Source organism: Corallococcus sp. CA047B (assembly GCF_003612065.1).
In the GTDB taxonomy this organism is placed as follows: Bacteria; Myxococcota; Myxococcia; order Myxococcales; family Myxococcaceae; genus Corallococcus; species Corallococcus praedator.
Genome location: NZ_RAWD01000266.1, coordinates 1 through 13,701 on the forward strand (window position 1 = coordinate 1; position 13,701 = coordinate 13,701).

General features: G+C 64.9%; 14 protein-coding genes. 11 read left to right on the forward strand and 3 right to left on the reverse strand.

Annotation, left to right across the window (positions count from 1 at the left end; genetic code table 11):
* Window positions 1-1,144: alpha/beta fold hydrolase (locus tag D7X74_RS31200; RefSeq protein ID WP_120536662.1), on the forward strand; the 1,144-nt coding region annotated here is incomplete at its 5' end.
* Between the two features lie 25 nt (window positions 1,145-1,169).
* Window positions 1,170-1,415, forward strand: a complete 246-nt coding sequence (locus tag D7X74_RS31205) for a hypothetical protein (protein ID WP_120536663.1) — start codon at window positions 1,170-1,172, stop codon at window positions 1,413-1,415.
* Between the two features lie 18 nt (window positions 1,416-1,433).
* Here D7X74_RS31205 and D7X74_RS31210 read toward each other — a convergent pair whose 3' ends face one another.
* Window positions 1,434-2,303 carry a helix-turn-helix domain-containing protein gene (locus tag D7X74_RS31210; RefSeq protein ID WP_233602332.1) on the reverse strand — a complete coding sequence of 290 codons (870 nt, stop codon included), beginning with the start codon at window positions 2,301-2,303 and terminating at the stop codon, window positions 1,434-1,436.
* Window positions 2,304-2,461: 158 nt separating this feature from the next.
* Between D7X74_RS31210 and D7X74_RS31215 the strand changes: the two genes are divergently transcribed.
* From D7X74_RS31215 to D7X74_RS42755, 4 genes are all read left to right on the forward strand, one after another.
* A complete protein-coding gene (locus D7X74_RS31215) occupies window positions 2,462-3,223 on the forward strand; it encodes an SDR family oxidoreductase (RefSeq protein ID WP_120536664.1) in 762 nt (253 codons plus the stop codon).
* Between the two features lie 26 nt (window positions 3,224-3,249).
* Entirely contained in the window at window positions 3,250-4,125 is an 876-nt protein-coding gene (locus D7X74_RS31220; RefSeq protein ID WP_120536665.1) for an NAD(P)-dependent oxidoreductase, read from the forward strand.
* Window positions 4,126-4,244: 119 nt separating this feature from the next.
* Window positions 4,245-5,806 (forward strand): IS3 family transposase gene (locus D7X74_RS31225; protein ID WP_370450821.1). Its coding sequence is split into 2 segments (ribosomal slippage): window positions 4,245-4,715 and window positions 4,718-5,806, totalling 1,560 coding nucleotides; the frame shifts between segments, so codons are not numbered across the junction.
* Window positions 5,807-5,914: 108 nt separating this feature from the next.
* Entirely contained in the window at window positions 5,915-7,216 is a 1,302-nt protein-coding gene (locus D7X74_RS42755) for a hypothetical protein (protein WP_147446750.1), read from the forward strand.
* A 78-nt stretch (window positions 7,217-7,294) separates the two neighbouring features.
* Here the strand turns inward: D7X74_RS42755 and D7X74_RS31230 are convergent, their stop codons facing one another.
* Window positions 7,295-7,825 (reverse strand): hypothetical protein, encoded by a 531-nt coding sequence (locus tag D7X74_RS31230; RefSeq protein WP_120536666.1) that lies wholly within the window; start codon window positions 7,823-7,825, stop codon window positions 7,295-7,297.
* A 308-nt stretch (window positions 7,826-8,133) separates the two neighbouring features.
* Between D7X74_RS31230 and D7X74_RS42760 the strand changes: the two genes are divergently transcribed.
* Complete coding sequence (locus D7X74_RS42760; protein ID WP_147446751.1) at window positions 8,134-8,760, forward strand: hypothetical protein; 627 nt, start codon at window positions 8,134-8,136, stop codon at window positions 8,758-8,760.
* Window positions 8,761-8,829: 69 nt separating this feature from the next.
* Here the strand turns inward: D7X74_RS42760 and D7X74_RS44480 are convergent, their stop codons facing one another.
* Window positions 8,830-8,988 carry a hypothetical protein gene (locus tag D7X74_RS44480; RefSeq protein ID WP_233602333.1) on the reverse strand — a complete coding sequence of 53 codons (159 nt, stop codon included), beginning with the start codon at window positions 8,986-8,988 and terminating at the stop codon, window positions 8,830-8,832.
* Window positions 8,989-9,077: 89 nt separating this feature from the next.
* Here D7X74_RS44480 and D7X74_RS31240 point away from each other — a divergent pair, with 89 nt between their 5' ends.
* From D7X74_RS31240 to D7X74_RS31255, 4 genes are all read left to right on the forward strand, one after another.
* The gene (locus D7X74_RS31240) at window positions 9,078-9,512 is read left to right on the forward strand and encodes a hypothetical protein (protein WP_233602334.1); all 435 of its coding nucleotides are present in this window, start codon (window positions 9,078-9,080) and stop codon (window positions 9,510-9,512) included.
* Between the two features lie 63 nt (window positions 9,513-9,575).
* Window positions 9,576-10,445, forward strand: a complete 870-nt coding sequence (locus D7X74_RS31245) for a DUF2381 family protein (protein ID WP_120536668.1) — start codon at window positions 9,576-9,578, stop codon at window positions 10,443-10,445.
* Window positions 10,442-12,256: a serine/threonine-protein kinase gene (locus D7X74_RS31250; RefSeq protein WP_120536669.1), complete on the forward strand. Its 1,815-nt coding sequence runs from the start codon at window positions 10,442-10,444 to the stop codon at window positions 12,254-12,256. Before D7X74_RS31245 ends, D7X74_RS31250 begins: the two co-directional genes overlap by 4 nt.
* 164 nt (window positions 12,257-12,420) lie before the next feature.
* On the forward strand, window positions 12,421-13,599 hold the full coding sequence (locus tag D7X74_RS31255; protein WP_120536670.1) for a protein kinase: 1,179 nt from the start codon (window positions 12,421-12,423) through the stop codon (window positions 13,597-13,599).
* The last annotated feature ends 102 nt before the right edge of the window (window positions 13,600-13,701 follow it).

The following is a 13,701-nucleotide window of genomic DNA, read 5'->3' on the forward strand; positions in this document are numbered from 1 at the left end:
GCCCGCCCCCCGCACCCTGCCGCCGGATCCCGTGCCGTACATTCCCGACGGGCACCGCGTGATCCTGTTCCTTCACGGTCACAGCTCGAGTGCGGACGAAGCGCTCCCCCTCATCCCGGAGCTCCTCAAGGCAGGCCTCGCCATTGGTACGAAGTACGCGGTCATCTCCTTCGACCTACCGAACAGTGGCTACGCGGAAACCTTCGCGCACACGAGGGCCGCCCTGTCCAACGCCACCACCTACCCTGGCGGCATCTTCGATGGCGAACTGGTCCGCACCCCGATCCTCGACTTCGAGGAGGACTTCGTGGTCGCCTTTGTCGAAGCGCTGGACCGGATCACTCCCATCAAGGATCGCTTCGCCGGAGTGATTGGCGGCAGCCTCGGAGGCAACCTGGGACTGCGGCTCGGGCGGCGCGACCTGCGTGCCCAGCCATGGATTGGCGCAGGCATCGTGTCGTGGTCTCCGGCATCGGTGTGGGACCCGATGATCCGGGACGAGATCAAACGCAAGGGACCCGATCGCTGCCGGGACCACTGGGACCTGCCAGAAATCACAGGCTCACGCGCCGACTACTTCGCCGAGGTGTTCGACAGGTTCATCGACCCTGTGTTCATGCGAACCCAGCAGCCCGAGTTCTGGTACAGCCAATCCTGGATCCCCTGCAGGCAATTCCATATCAGGGAGGCACGACTGGCACGGCGTGAGACGTATTGCGCGAATTTTCGCCAATGGCATTGGCGCCTCGCTGGCGAGCAATTGATCTACAGCCACGTCGACCGCGTGAATCACTTCGACAACACCACCCCCTGGCGGTACGAACTGAACACCGTGCGCCAGTTGCTCGCGGCGGGCCAGGACGACAACTTCCAGGGCTCCAACATCTTTGACGCGACCCGGACCCTGTCGAACCTGATGGCGAACACGCCCGGGGAGAGTCTCTTCCTGCTCCGCACCGGGCACTCGATCCACGTCGAGCGGCCCGCCTTCCTGGCGAGAGAGATCGCCAGGTTCCTCTTCAAGCCACAGCCCACCAGGAGGACCGACGTCTCCTTTCTCGTGCCGCTGCTCCTGGGCCCACGGCCGCCCAGGCGCACGGACGTTTCGTTTCTCGTGCCGCTGCTCCTGAGCGGTCCAGGGTGATTGACGCAAAACAAGGAGGATATCCATGGCTTACAGCGGAAGATGTCTCATCAACTCGGCTGGCATCAACTCCAGTGACGGACGCGTCCATTTCTCCCTCAAGGCCTTGGACGGCGCATTCGACTGGACGCCATTCCTGGCCAAGCAGGAGCACAACCATGAAGTGCTGGCCCTCGCGATCGCCGCGATGACGTCGAATTCAAATGTCGTGATTCAAACCGAACAGACCACGGCTTGGGCGGAGGTGTGGTGGTTTGATCTCGTGAAGTAGCGACCCGCGAAGCGCACTTCACCCTCGTTGCCCCTCTCGCGGAGGACTCCCCGTGCGCGCGTCACGCGCCACCACGGAGGGCGTCACCCCGAGGACCCGCCGCATGCAACGCGCCATGTGGCTCTGGTGCGAGAAACCCGCTTCGAGCGCCACCTCACCGGCGGACATTCCGCCCCGCTGCAACAGCATCCTCGCGCGCTCCACCCGTCGCTGTACGACGTACCCGTGCACCGGCAGCCCCGTGGAGCGCTTGAACAGGGTCTTCAGGTGCGACGCGCTGACTCCGGCGACGCCGGCCAGCCGTGCCAGGGAAAGATTCTGGTCGAGGTGCTCCTCGATGTACTCCGTCACGCGACGCAGCTGCGGCTTCGACAGGCCGCGCTCGCGTCCGAAGGGCGCCGGGTAGCGGCCCAGCAGGTGGACCGAGAGCGCCAGGCCCAGGCACTCGGTGTAGAGCAGCCCGCCGGGATGGCCGGCCCTGCGGTCCGCGTCGAGCGCCCAGGCGATGTGTTCAATCTGCGGGTCCCTGAACTGATGGCGCGGCTCCAGGCCCGCGCGGTCGGGGTCCCGCCCCATGTCCTCCGCCGCGCGCCGCAGGAGGGCTGGGGAGAGCCGCACGAGCACGGAGGCGCTCGCGTCCTGGTTCTCCCAGACATCCGACATCCCGGCCGGGAAGAGGTCGATGTCGCCCTGCGTGTAGACGAAGCGGTGGACGCGACAGGCCCCGCGAAGGGGCGTCCCCGCATGAATCTTGAGACGGTGGTCGGGAACGGACTCAAGCTCCATGACCCCGGCCTCGGCCGTGTGGAAGTCCACGTGCAGCCCGAGCCGGGGGCGTACCGCGTCGATGGACTCCCGCGTGCCCGTCGTCTGCATCTGCCTGTCCATGCCTCGCGCTCCTTGCACCGGTGCCGCGCTGTGCGTTGCTGACATAGCGCCGGGAGGCCGCGTCCGCCGCCGTCCGAACGTGCTCCACGCGCGTCCGAACGTGTGCGACCGCCGCGGGCCCTCTCCCTATTCATTGCCGCGTCACCAAGGAGAAGTCCATGGGCAGGTACGCAGGCAAGAAGGCAGTCGTGACGGGCGGGACGCAGGGAATGGGACTGGCGACCGTCAAGGCGCTCCTCGACGCAGGTGCCGAGGTGCTCTTCACGGGCCGGAACGAGAAGAGCCTCGAAGTGGCGCGGCGGGAACTCGGGCCCCGGGCACACGCGGTGCGGTCGGACACGTCAAGCCTTGCCGACATCGACGCGCTGGCGAGGGCCGTGGAGGAGAAGCTCGGCCGGGTGGACTTCGTGTTCATCAACGCCGGCTTCGCGCGCCTCGGCATGTTCGAGCACGTCGCCGAGCCGGTGTATGACCAGACGTTCGACATCAACACCAAGGGCGCGTACTTCACGGCGCAGCGCCTGGCCCCGCTCGTCAACGAGGGTGGCTCGTTCGTCTTCACCACCTCCGTCGCCAACGTGACGGGGGTTCCCGGCATGAGCGTCTACTCGGGCTCCAAGGCGGCGCTCCGCTCCTTCGCGCAAGGGCTCGCCGCGGAGCTGCTGCCCAGACGCATCCGGGTGAACGCGGTGAGTCCCGGCTTCATCAAGACGCCGACCATGGGTGTCGATGGCGCGTCCGCGGAGGAGCTGGCAGCCTTCGAGAAGGAGGGGAACGACACCACCCCCATGGGACGCATCGGCTCGCCCGAGGAGGTCGCCCGGGCGGTGTTGTTCCTCGCCTTCGAGGCCACCTTCACCACGGGGGCCGAGCTGCCCGTGGATGGGGGACTCACACAGGTCGCCACGCCGCACCGCTAGCACTTCCCACGAAGAGGAGCACCGACATGAAGCCAGCAATCGCAGTCCTCGGGGTCGGGCGCATGGGTTCCGCGCTCGTGAGTGCCTTCCTGAAGCAGGGGTACACGGTCGACATCTGGAACCGCACGCGGGCGAAGTGCGAGCCCCTGGCCGCCCAGGGCGCCCGCATCGCGGCGACGGTGCGGGACGCCGTGGCCGCCGCGGACCTCGTCGTGGTGAACGTGAGCGACTACGGAGCGAGCGACGCGTTGCTCCGGCCGGACGAAGTGACACAAGCGCTGCGCGGAAAGCTGCTCGTGCAGTTGACGTCCGGCTCACCGGGCCAGGCACGGGAGCAGGCCACCTGGGCGCAGCAACACGGCATCCCCTACCTGGATGGCGCCATCATGGGGACACCGGACTTCATCGGGCAGCCTGGGGGAACCCTCCTCTACTCGGGTCCGAGCGAGCTGTTCGAGCAGGCCCGACCCATCCTCCTCGCGCTCGGTGGCAATACGCAGCACGTGGGCAGCGACGTGGGGCATGCCGCCGCGCTCGACAGCGCGCTGCTCGTGTCCATGTGGGGACAGATGTTCGGCGTGCTCCAGGGCGTGGCCGTCTGCGAGGCGGAGCGCATCCCGCTCGACACCTTCCTGGGCTACGTCAAGGCCTTCGCCCCGGTGGTGGACGGAGGCGTCACGGACCTCGTCACGCGGGTCCAGCAGCGCCGCTTCGCCGCCGACACGGCGACGCTGGCCACCATCGAAGTCCACGCCGGGGCGCTGAGACACCTGCTGGAGCTGTGCAAGGAGCGCGGGCTCCACCGTGCGGTGCCCGAAGCCTTTGATCAGCTCTTCCAGGCAGCCCTCCGGACGGGGCATGGCCAGGATGACTTCGCCGCGCTGACACGGTTCATGCGCTGAGCAGGGCGCGGCGCGGGCGGGAGCCAGGTCCTGGCCCCCCCCCTGTGTCAGGGAAGTTGTCGCCTCGGCTGAGTGGCCGAGATGACCACGCCTTGGGGGGCGAGAGCAGGCAGGATGCAGTGCCGTACACGGATGGATTCAAGTCACAGATGGTGAAGCGGATGGTAGGCCCGGGCGCGGTGAGTGCCGCCGCGCTGGCCCGTCAGGTGGGCGTGTCGCAGCCGACGTTGTCGCAGTGGTTGCGGGAGGCGAATAAGTTGGCGGCGATGACGCCCCCGCCCGAGGAAAAGCCCGCCCCGCCGTCTGGGCCGAAGAAGTGGACCGCCGAGGAGAAGCTGCGCGTGCTCGTGGCGGCCCAGGGCCTCACGGGCGGGGAGTTGGGGGCGCTGCTGCGCAGCGAGGGACTGCACGAGGAGAAGCTGAAGGAGTTGCAGCAGGCCCTCTCGGGTGCGGCCACGGAAGCCCTGCCGGCCAAGGAGCGCAGGCGACTGGCGGTGGCCGAGAAGCGGGTGAAGGAGTTGGAGCGCGAGCTGCACCGCAAGGAGAAGGCGCTGGCGGAGACGGCGGCCCTGCTGGTGCTCGAAAAAAAACTTCAGGCGACGGGCTGGGACGAGCGGCACCTGGACGACGAGGACGACGCAGCGGACGAGAAGCGCGAGAAATGACGCTCGCCCACGTGGAGGAGGCCCTCCAGCAGGGCGTGCGGCTGGAAGCCGTCTGCGAGCGGCTGGGGGTCGCCCCTCGCACCATTCAACGTTGGAGGAAGCCGGCCACCGCGCAGGATGGGCGGTGCGGTCCGCGCACCCGGCCCGCCAACCGCCTCTCCGAGGGAGAGAAGCGCCGGATGCTGGCGGTGGCCCACAGCGAGGAGTTCCGGGACGTGTCGCCCAAGCAGTTGGTGCCGAGGCTCGCGGACCGGGGCGAGTACGTGGCCAGCGAGGCGAGCTTCTACCGGGTGCTGCGCGCGGCGGGACAGCTGACGCACCGAGGCCCCGCGAAGCCTCCCACGCCGCGCCCCAAGGCCGAGCACACCGCCAGCGCCCCCTGCCAGGTGTGGAGCTGGGACATCACCTACTTGAAGGGCCCGGTGAAGGGCACCTTCCTCTACCTCTACCTCGTGGTGGACGTCTTCAGCCGCCGCATCATGGGCTGGCGCGTCCACGAGGAGGAGTCGTCCGCGCATGCCGCGGCCCTCATCCGCGACAGTTGGCAGGCCGCCGGCTGCCCCGAGGGCCTGGTCCTGCACTCGGACAACGGCGGCCCCATGAAGGGCGCCACCATGCTCGCAACGCTGCAATGGCTGGGCGTGGCGCCTTCCTTCAGCCGGCCCCGCGTCTCGGACGACAACGCGTTTTCCGAGGCCCTCTTCCGCACGCTGAAGTACCGCCCCTCCTTTCCCCAGCGCGCCTTCGTGTCGGCGCAGGACGCGCTCGCATGGGTGGAGCGTTTCGTCGCCTGGTACAACACCGAGCACCGGCACTCCGCCATCCGCTTCGTCACGCCGGAAGCCAGACACTATGGCCTCGACGTCGCGCTGCTCGCCCAGCGTCACCAAGTGTACCAGCGCGCCCGCGCCCGTCACCCCGAGCGATGGAGCCGCGACACGCGCGACTGGACGCCCGCGGGCCCCGTGCGCCTCAACCCCTCACCGGAAGTGCAGGAGCTGAAACGCATCGGCTGAACCCTTTCACGCGACAACTACCTTGACGCTCACCGGCTCGTGTCGTGGACCACTCCCCGTCACGGTTGTATTTGCCCGACATCAGACCTCTGGTAGTGTGCCTCTTCTATGGGCACGACCAATAACAGTGGGGATGATCCCTTCTTTCTATGGCGCGCAAGAGCCACTCTGCTGGCGCCAAAGATGAGGCTGGATGCCTATTTGATCAATGAGGCAATTGGCATCATTAATACCGTTTTAGGCGAGAGTTGGCTGCAATCGGAGGGGCTAAAGAAAGACTTGGGAACCGTGCTCGGGAGTCGATCGCACCCGATTGGCAATTGCCTGCAAGCCGTGTGGGAGCCCCAGATTGCAGAGCTTGCTGAATTGGCTGAGTATTTGAAATTTGCGGCTCGCTCGCAGAACTTCTCTAAGGTTGCTGGGTGTCTTAGGGGGGACTACGAGTCAACGCGATTGCAGTTGGCGTATGCATACCGGCTGCAAGGTGTCGGCGCGGAACGCATAGATTTTGAGCCGGCTGTTGCAGCGGGCCGGCATGGTGACATCGAGTTTTTCTATGAAGGTTCCGGGTATCTCGTGGAATGCTTTGTTCCCAGAGAGCAAGTGGCGGGCAGTTCGGAAGAGGATCTTGAGCGTCTTCTCAAAGGGGCGCTGAGTGCCGTCGAGGGACTGCCTATTACGGTCGCGATAGCTATTCAGTTGTTGCGGTCGATAGATGTTCGTGATCGCAAAGAGATTGTGCAGTGCGTTCAGGAGTTGGGGGTAGAGATGGAGCGATACACGAAATCATCTCTGTCTATGCCGAAAACCCTGTTGCGTCGGACATCCTCCGCGCTGATTTCGGTTGCACTCACCGTTCCCGCAGCTCCTGGAGAGTTCCCTGTCATCAGTACAGATCCTGCTTTTCCAAGGCCAAACGGGGGGCCTTATGTGTTTTTGGGACTTTCGTTGGTGCCCAGAAGCATTGCGGGGGTTCAGCCGTCAAGCCACTTGGCGGCTACTCAAAGCCGTGTCGGCATATGGCTTTCTGATAAAGAAAGCCGCGAGCGGTCAATCAAGCAAGACCTTGAGGCTCCTTTGATGCAGCTTGCGAGGAAAATCAAGAAGAAGTCCGCGCAAACTAAGCGCGGCCCTGAGTGGGGTAGAATTTTGCTTGTGCAGACATGGATTGCATCCGAATTTGACCGCATAAGGCGCGACCAGCTTGAAGGATTCTGTAAAGAGCTTCTTGCCTCCACTAGGTTGAGCGCAGTGTTGCTAGTGAGTCGAAGATGGGATGACTTGCGGCTGAGACATGCTTGGACTGTGCGTCCAATCTTGCTGCGTAATCGGCAGTCGGACTTGCGGGAACTCCTCTCTCGCGTGAGCCAATCGGGGAGCGGAGTGCTGGTGCCACAAGTTACAGTGTGAATCGATAGACCCTTATTGCGAAACGGCTCGTGTCGTGAGCCACTCGCCGACGGGTCTCGCCGTCGGTCGGCGCTGCCGCTACTTGAGAGCGTCGGCGAGCGACGGGAGCTTGCTCGCCGTGCGCGACTGCTCGACCTGGGCGAGCTGCTCGTCGTTCAGCTCGACGTGAGCCCAGCGGTAGCCGCTGATGACCTTGCCCGGCTGGCCATCCTTCGGGGGGAGCTGCTTCGGGTAGACCTCGCACCCGATCAGTAGGTGGGTGCCGGCCTGGCGCTCGTCGAAGAACTTCTTCAGCGCGGCCGGGTTCGCGAACTCGAATTCATCCGCGCCGACGAGCGTCATCAGGAACGACTTGAAGCGCCCTCCGCCGCCCTTCTTCTGGTCGCTCAGGTTCTCGACGTAGTCGACCGTCTCGCCCTGCCGGCTCGCAGCCTCGCCGCCCGTCAGGGGCGTGGACTCGCGGACCTTCAGCTCGGCGATCGCGCTGTCGCCCTTGAAGCCCTCCTTCGTGCGGATGACCTCCACTTCCAGGAGGTAGCGACCGAAGCGGGGATAGCGCCCACCCGCCGCCGCCTGAGCGGTCGCGATCTTCGTCAGTGCGTTGTTCACGTTGCTTGCTTCCTTCGCTTTGGGGTTGTGTCGGCGGCGTGTTGTTGCGAGCGCCGACAGTCCCTAAATGCGTGCGCTTTCCGTGCGTGGTTAGGGGCCTACGCAGACATCGAACTTACGGCTGTGTCGAGTTTGGACTGCGGTACCGCGCACGTCTGGGAGCGCGAAAGGCCCCTCAAGCCGACCCCTCTAAAGTGCTCGATAGGCCGCCTTGCCGCCATTGAATAGAGTCGACTGTGGTATAGTGCTGGTGGGCCCGTAGTCGCGCATGGCGTAGAACAATCACCAATATTATCATTGGAAACAACATGTCCAACGCCGCTTTGAAGTTGAGTCGGAGCTACAAAAAATCTCTCACCGCGTCGTTGCGGCCGACCAATCCCAGCCAACGCGATGATTGGGAAAGACGATTTTCTTTGTGCTCGGAACACCTACTCAGTGCCGTTGTTTTTCGGGAGACTGCCTTTGGGACGTTCCAGAAGAACGGAAGCGCGATTTTGCCATTCGTCGGCATTTATTATTCGCTCTTTCATATGGGTGTCGCAATGTTGTCTATCGACTGCGCAACAAAGCCTGGACAGGTCAAGCATATGGGGCACGCCAGACTCCAAGAATTGCTTAAGGAAAAGCTCGTGAAAAGGGGTCTTCTGAAGGCTCGATACGTCAGGGATCTTGGAAAGGCCCAGGTCTTGCGAGAGCGCGTCAATTACGTGGTCGGCGGAAAGCGTATTGATGATCCGCACTTCTTAAAAAAAGCCATTCCAGTCTGGCACGAAAAGACCGGCGGTCATTTCCAGGATGCGCTAAAATTTATCAATGCGGTGAAAGAAGAGTACACAGCAACGCCCGGGGCGCTGGCGATGCCGATAGCCGCCACCATTGGAGACGACATCGGCGACGAAGTTTACAGCATGTATCTTTCTGGCTCAGACTAGAGGCGCGTGATTCGCTACCTGCTCAAGAATGATCTTACTACATGAGATTCATGTCTGCTGGAGTGCGAGTCAATTATAAGTCGCGAAGCACAGCTTCTGCCGCGTGCCTTCCGTCTCTTCGATGAAACGCGCGAAGTCGCGGGCCTTATGGAAGGCGCCGACAAGCTCGTCGGTGTGCTGGTACAGCTCGACTTCGACTTCGTCGGCGAACTGCCCTTGCCGTGACACCGCCCGATCGCCTGTTCCCATGCCGCACCGTCGGCGGGCGGGTTCACGAAGAGCATCCGCGAGAACGCGGTTAGGTTCTTCCCCGTGCCATGCGCCTGAAGGGACGCCACGATCGACCGCTTGCTGTTCTCGCGGATGATGGTGCTCAGCCTCTCAAGCGAGGGAACCTGCGGCTGATGCACGGCCACCAGATCGCGAAGATGCTGCCGAAGCATCACGCCGCGAAGGTCGCCGACGAATGGGGCGCCCCGGGCCTTACGGTCGCCTTCGGTCACTCACACCGGCCTGGCATGCACGTAAGGGCGGGCCGCGAGGGTAACTGTCGGGCGATCGCGGTCGGCGCGGGGCGCACCCTGGACCCCGACTGGATGAAGGGGCGTCCGGGCGGCTGGGAAAACGAGTTGCTCGTCGCGTACCTGATGCCGACGGGTCACGTCGCCGCCTACAGCCTGCCGCTCGTCGACGGGCCTTCTTGTGGGGCGGCAAGGTGTACCGCTAACCACATCAGGTGGGCTCGACTGTAGGAAAGAGACCCACTGCGCCCCGAACCGCGATGGTAGCCTTCCCCCTCGGGAGGTCATGCACCATTGCTCCAACCGTTCAGATTGGCCCTAGCGCTCGCGCTCGTCTCGGGAGCTGCTGCGGGGGCTGAGCCGGCACCGGGGGCGCGCGTTGACCGTAAGCGCCCCGTCACCGTCGCCAGCACGCCCACCGATCCGCTGCCCATCGTCCACGTCGCGGGGGACACGCCGACGCTGTTCCTGTTCTCCTCGCCGATCCAGCGGAAGACACTGACCTTCGACGAGTCCCGGATTCGCGTCCTGGATGCCGGCGAACGGTCGATCGTCGTTCAGCCCGTGGCCAATCTCGGCGACGGCGAGCGTCAGGAGATCGGGGTCTTCTTCGCCGACGGCAAGCCACCAGCAAGGGCCGCGTTTGTGCTCGTGACCGACCCGGCCGAAGTGGACTCGCGGATCGACGTGCAGCGCCCCACGCCGCCGAACGAGACCTGTCCGACGGACGCTCAATTGCCGGTGCCGAAGCCCGAAGACTTCGTGCTGCTTGGCTTCGTGGACGGGAAAGGGGTCACAGCCTCTACCGCCAAAGACCATGTGGATCCGGCGCAGGGCCTCGGGTCACAGTCTGCCGCATCCTTTCGGGGCAAGGGTTGGATTCTGGTGGACGTGACAATCTGGAACAGCCCCGACAAACAAGCCTGGACACCACGAGAGGCGGCATTTACGGGCCGTGTCGGTATGCCTTTGCGGGCGCGTCTCGTGACAGCGAAGAGGGGCCCGATCCCACCGGGGGGCGATGGGCGCGTGCTCGCGGTCGCGGAAGTTCAGGAGTCGGATGCAAGCTTTGTCCTCGCGTTGGAAGTGCGCGGGGACGACGGTCGGCGCCTCTTGATTCCTGAAGTGCGCTTCCCGAAGCCCGGGGCGGGGGGCACTCCATGACGCCGACGCCGACGGGGTCGCCGCCCGACACCCTCATTGACGGATGGCAGGTCTCCAAGGAACTCGGCAACGGTGGCTTTGCCTTCGTGTTCCTCGGAGAGAAGAACGGCAAGCGCAGTGCGCTCAAGGTGGCGCGTCACCGGGAAGTGAGCGGCGATTTCAAGCAGACTCACGCCCGGACCTTGCGCGAGCTGACGGCGCTTCTCATGCTGGATCACCCGAACATCGTCCGCCCGCAGGGGTATGGCTACTCGGCGACCGGCAACGTGTACCTTGCGCTTGACTACGTAGACGGCTGGACGCTCGCGGAGTGGGCAGAGCGAAAACACCCCACGATTCGTGAGGTCCTGAGCGTCTTCGAAAAGATTGCCGGTGCGCTGTCTTACATGCACAGTCGCGGCGTGCTGCATCGGGATTTGAAACTGCTCAATGTCCTGATCCGCAAGAGTGACGGCGAGCCTGTCATCATCGATTTTAGCTGTGCGACCTACTCGCTGGCCGAAGACCTGACGGAGGGAGGTTTGCCTCCGGGAACCGAACGCTACCGCGCGCCAGAGCAGTTCCAATTCCTGCGCGAGCACAAGGACGAGCACCGGGCCCGCTATGCCTTCCAGGTCGCCGACGAAATCTTCGCGGTGGGCGTCATGCTGCATGAGTTGCTGACCGATCCGCGACCGACAGAGTTCCGCCCGCGCTTCGCCTTGAACAGCCAACAATTCGAGCCGCCGCCGCCCCGACTCGCGAACGCTCGTGTTCCCGAGGTGCTGAGCGATCTCGTCGAAAGCCTCCTGGAGCGGAACCCCTCACGGCGCCCGGTCGACACGGAAGCACTCCGTCGCGAGTTCGCGGATCTCCGAGCCGACCCTATCGTCGACTACGACGTGCCGGCGCATCCGCCATCGGAACAGCATCCGTCCGAGCCCGACACGCGAGGTCCACTCGGGGCGCCGCTCCCTATCAGCCCCTCCCCCCTCAAGCTGCACGTCGCTCTGATGAAGCGCCCGCACCGGCCGGCAAGGTGGCTCGCGGGCGTTGCGGGTGTCGCCGCGCTCGTCGTGGCTGCGGCTTTCTGGGGCCCGTCAGCCGAGATTTCCGCCCCACCTCCCGAGCCGCGCATCTCTGCGAGCCCGCGCCCTCCGAGCGCCCCCCATTCCACTCCGCCCGTGACGGCCCCTCCTGCTATGTCACCTCTTGGCCCGTCGCCCGTGGCAGCCCCTGGGCCGGCAATCGCCGCTGTTCCGAAGGAAGGATCCGCTTTGAAGAATCCCGCCCCCGAAGTCCTGACCCAAGGACGCACACCCCGCATGCCGAAGAAGTCCGTTGCTGCCGCGGAGTGCGCGTCGCTGTCGCTCGTCGCGGCGCTGGCGGCGGGTTGTCCGGGTGCCCAGATCCGGCCCGAGTCGTTCACCTGCCCGGCTGGAGCGGAACAGGCCATGCGGGAGAATCTCCGCTGGACGGACGGAGACAGGTTCACCCTTGTGCTCGACGACCGCCACGCGGAGGGCGAATACGCGTGGTTCACGGCTGGCGAGGACGTGGTGGGAATCGTCCCGAAAGGCGCCAACGACGTGCATCAGCGGCAGGTCGCCCCGCCCGGAACACGCTTCTACGGCAAGGCTTATTACCTGTCCGACAAGATGGGGCGCGCGGATGGGCCTGCACTCGTCGTCCGGTATGACCGCGTGAGGCTGCCGGGGCAGGACGAGCAACCCATTTGCTTCGTGGTTGAGGGGACGGCCAAGGAGTTCAAGGACGGCAGGGTGAAGGCGTTCAACCGCAACGGCGGATATGTCGTGAATCGCTGGCCCTGAGCGCTTCGCGGGCGACGTACCGGGTAGGTGCTCGATTTCGGTCGCCCTCCCGCAGGACGCCATAGGACCTACCAGGGTAGTTTCCATGGAACCCATCCCACGGGTAACCTGCTCCGAGCAACGCGTTGGCTTCGGTGCCCGCGCGAGCAACTGGAGGCACGAGCATGCCGGCAATCGAGTTCAAGATTCCCCGAGGGGCAATTCTCTTCACGACAGGCGGCTTTCAGTACGAGTTCCGCGAAGACCTGGGCGAAGCGCACCACGGGCTGAGCCTCTTCGTCGCGCGGCGCCGGACGCTGGAGGGGAACCACCCCCGGGGGAAGGTGCTGCTCAAGGCGGTTGGCCCCCAGACGGGCCAGGAGGGGGCGCGCGTCAAGCGGGCAAGAGTAAGGCTCGAAGAGCAGGTGCGTCTTGCGACCTTCCTCAACCATCCGGGGATCCTTCGCGTCCACGGGATGCACAAGGCGGAAGGGTGCTGGTACGTCATCACCGATCATCCGTCAGGGCACAGCGTGAGCGACATGCTGACGCTCGCTGCGGAGTGCGGGCGCCGGTTCTCGCCCCTGTTCGCGCTGTACGTGGGTGCGAAGGTGGCTGCGGCCCTTGAGCACGCTCACGAGGCCAAGGACGGCGAGGGGAAGCCCCTCAACATCGTTCACCGGGCCGTCGACGTGGGGACCATCTTCGTTGACTGGAAGGGTGGCGTGCAGGTTGCCGACTTCGGACTCGCCCTGTCGGACTTGCCTGGGCGCGTTTCATCCACGGTGCGCCGTCCGCTGGGGGATGCGTTCTACTCTTCCCCCGAAATGCTTCTGACCGGGCGTGTTGATGCACGTTCGGACCTCTTCGCGCTCGGCGTCGTCATGCTCGAAATCGCGACAGGGAAGAACATTCTCGACGCTCCGGACGACCTGACCGAAGAGGTGAAGGGCTCGCTGTCGGTCAGGCAGCGCGTGCGCGTCCGGCGTGCCATCCGACGGGCCCGCCTCGCGAACAGTCACCCCATGGTTGAAGACGTGATCTGGCGCGCGGCGACCTACTCGCAGGCGGACCTGGACGCGTTGACGGAGAACCTCCCGCAGGGGTTGCGGGTGACGTTGGGCCGGCTTCTTCAACCGAAGCCCGCTGACCGCTACCAGTCGGCGCGCGAGTTGGCGGCGGACCTGCGCCACTGGCTGGGGGACGGTGAGGTCTTCGGGCAGGAGGACGCGGAAGCCGAGCTGCTCAAGCTCATGAAGCTGGCCGGCGAGGCGCTGACCGAGCTGGGCATTCGGCGTCCCCAAGGCTTTGAGGCATCCCAGGACGAAATCAGCACGAACTACCACGGTGATCACGGCGGTTGAGGCGGGTAGCCGCAGTAGGCGAACCAGGTCGCTGCGTCCTGTGGCCGCACGGTTGCGAGTGCCTCTCGCATCGCTTCGCGGAGGGCCACATGCGTGCGGGCG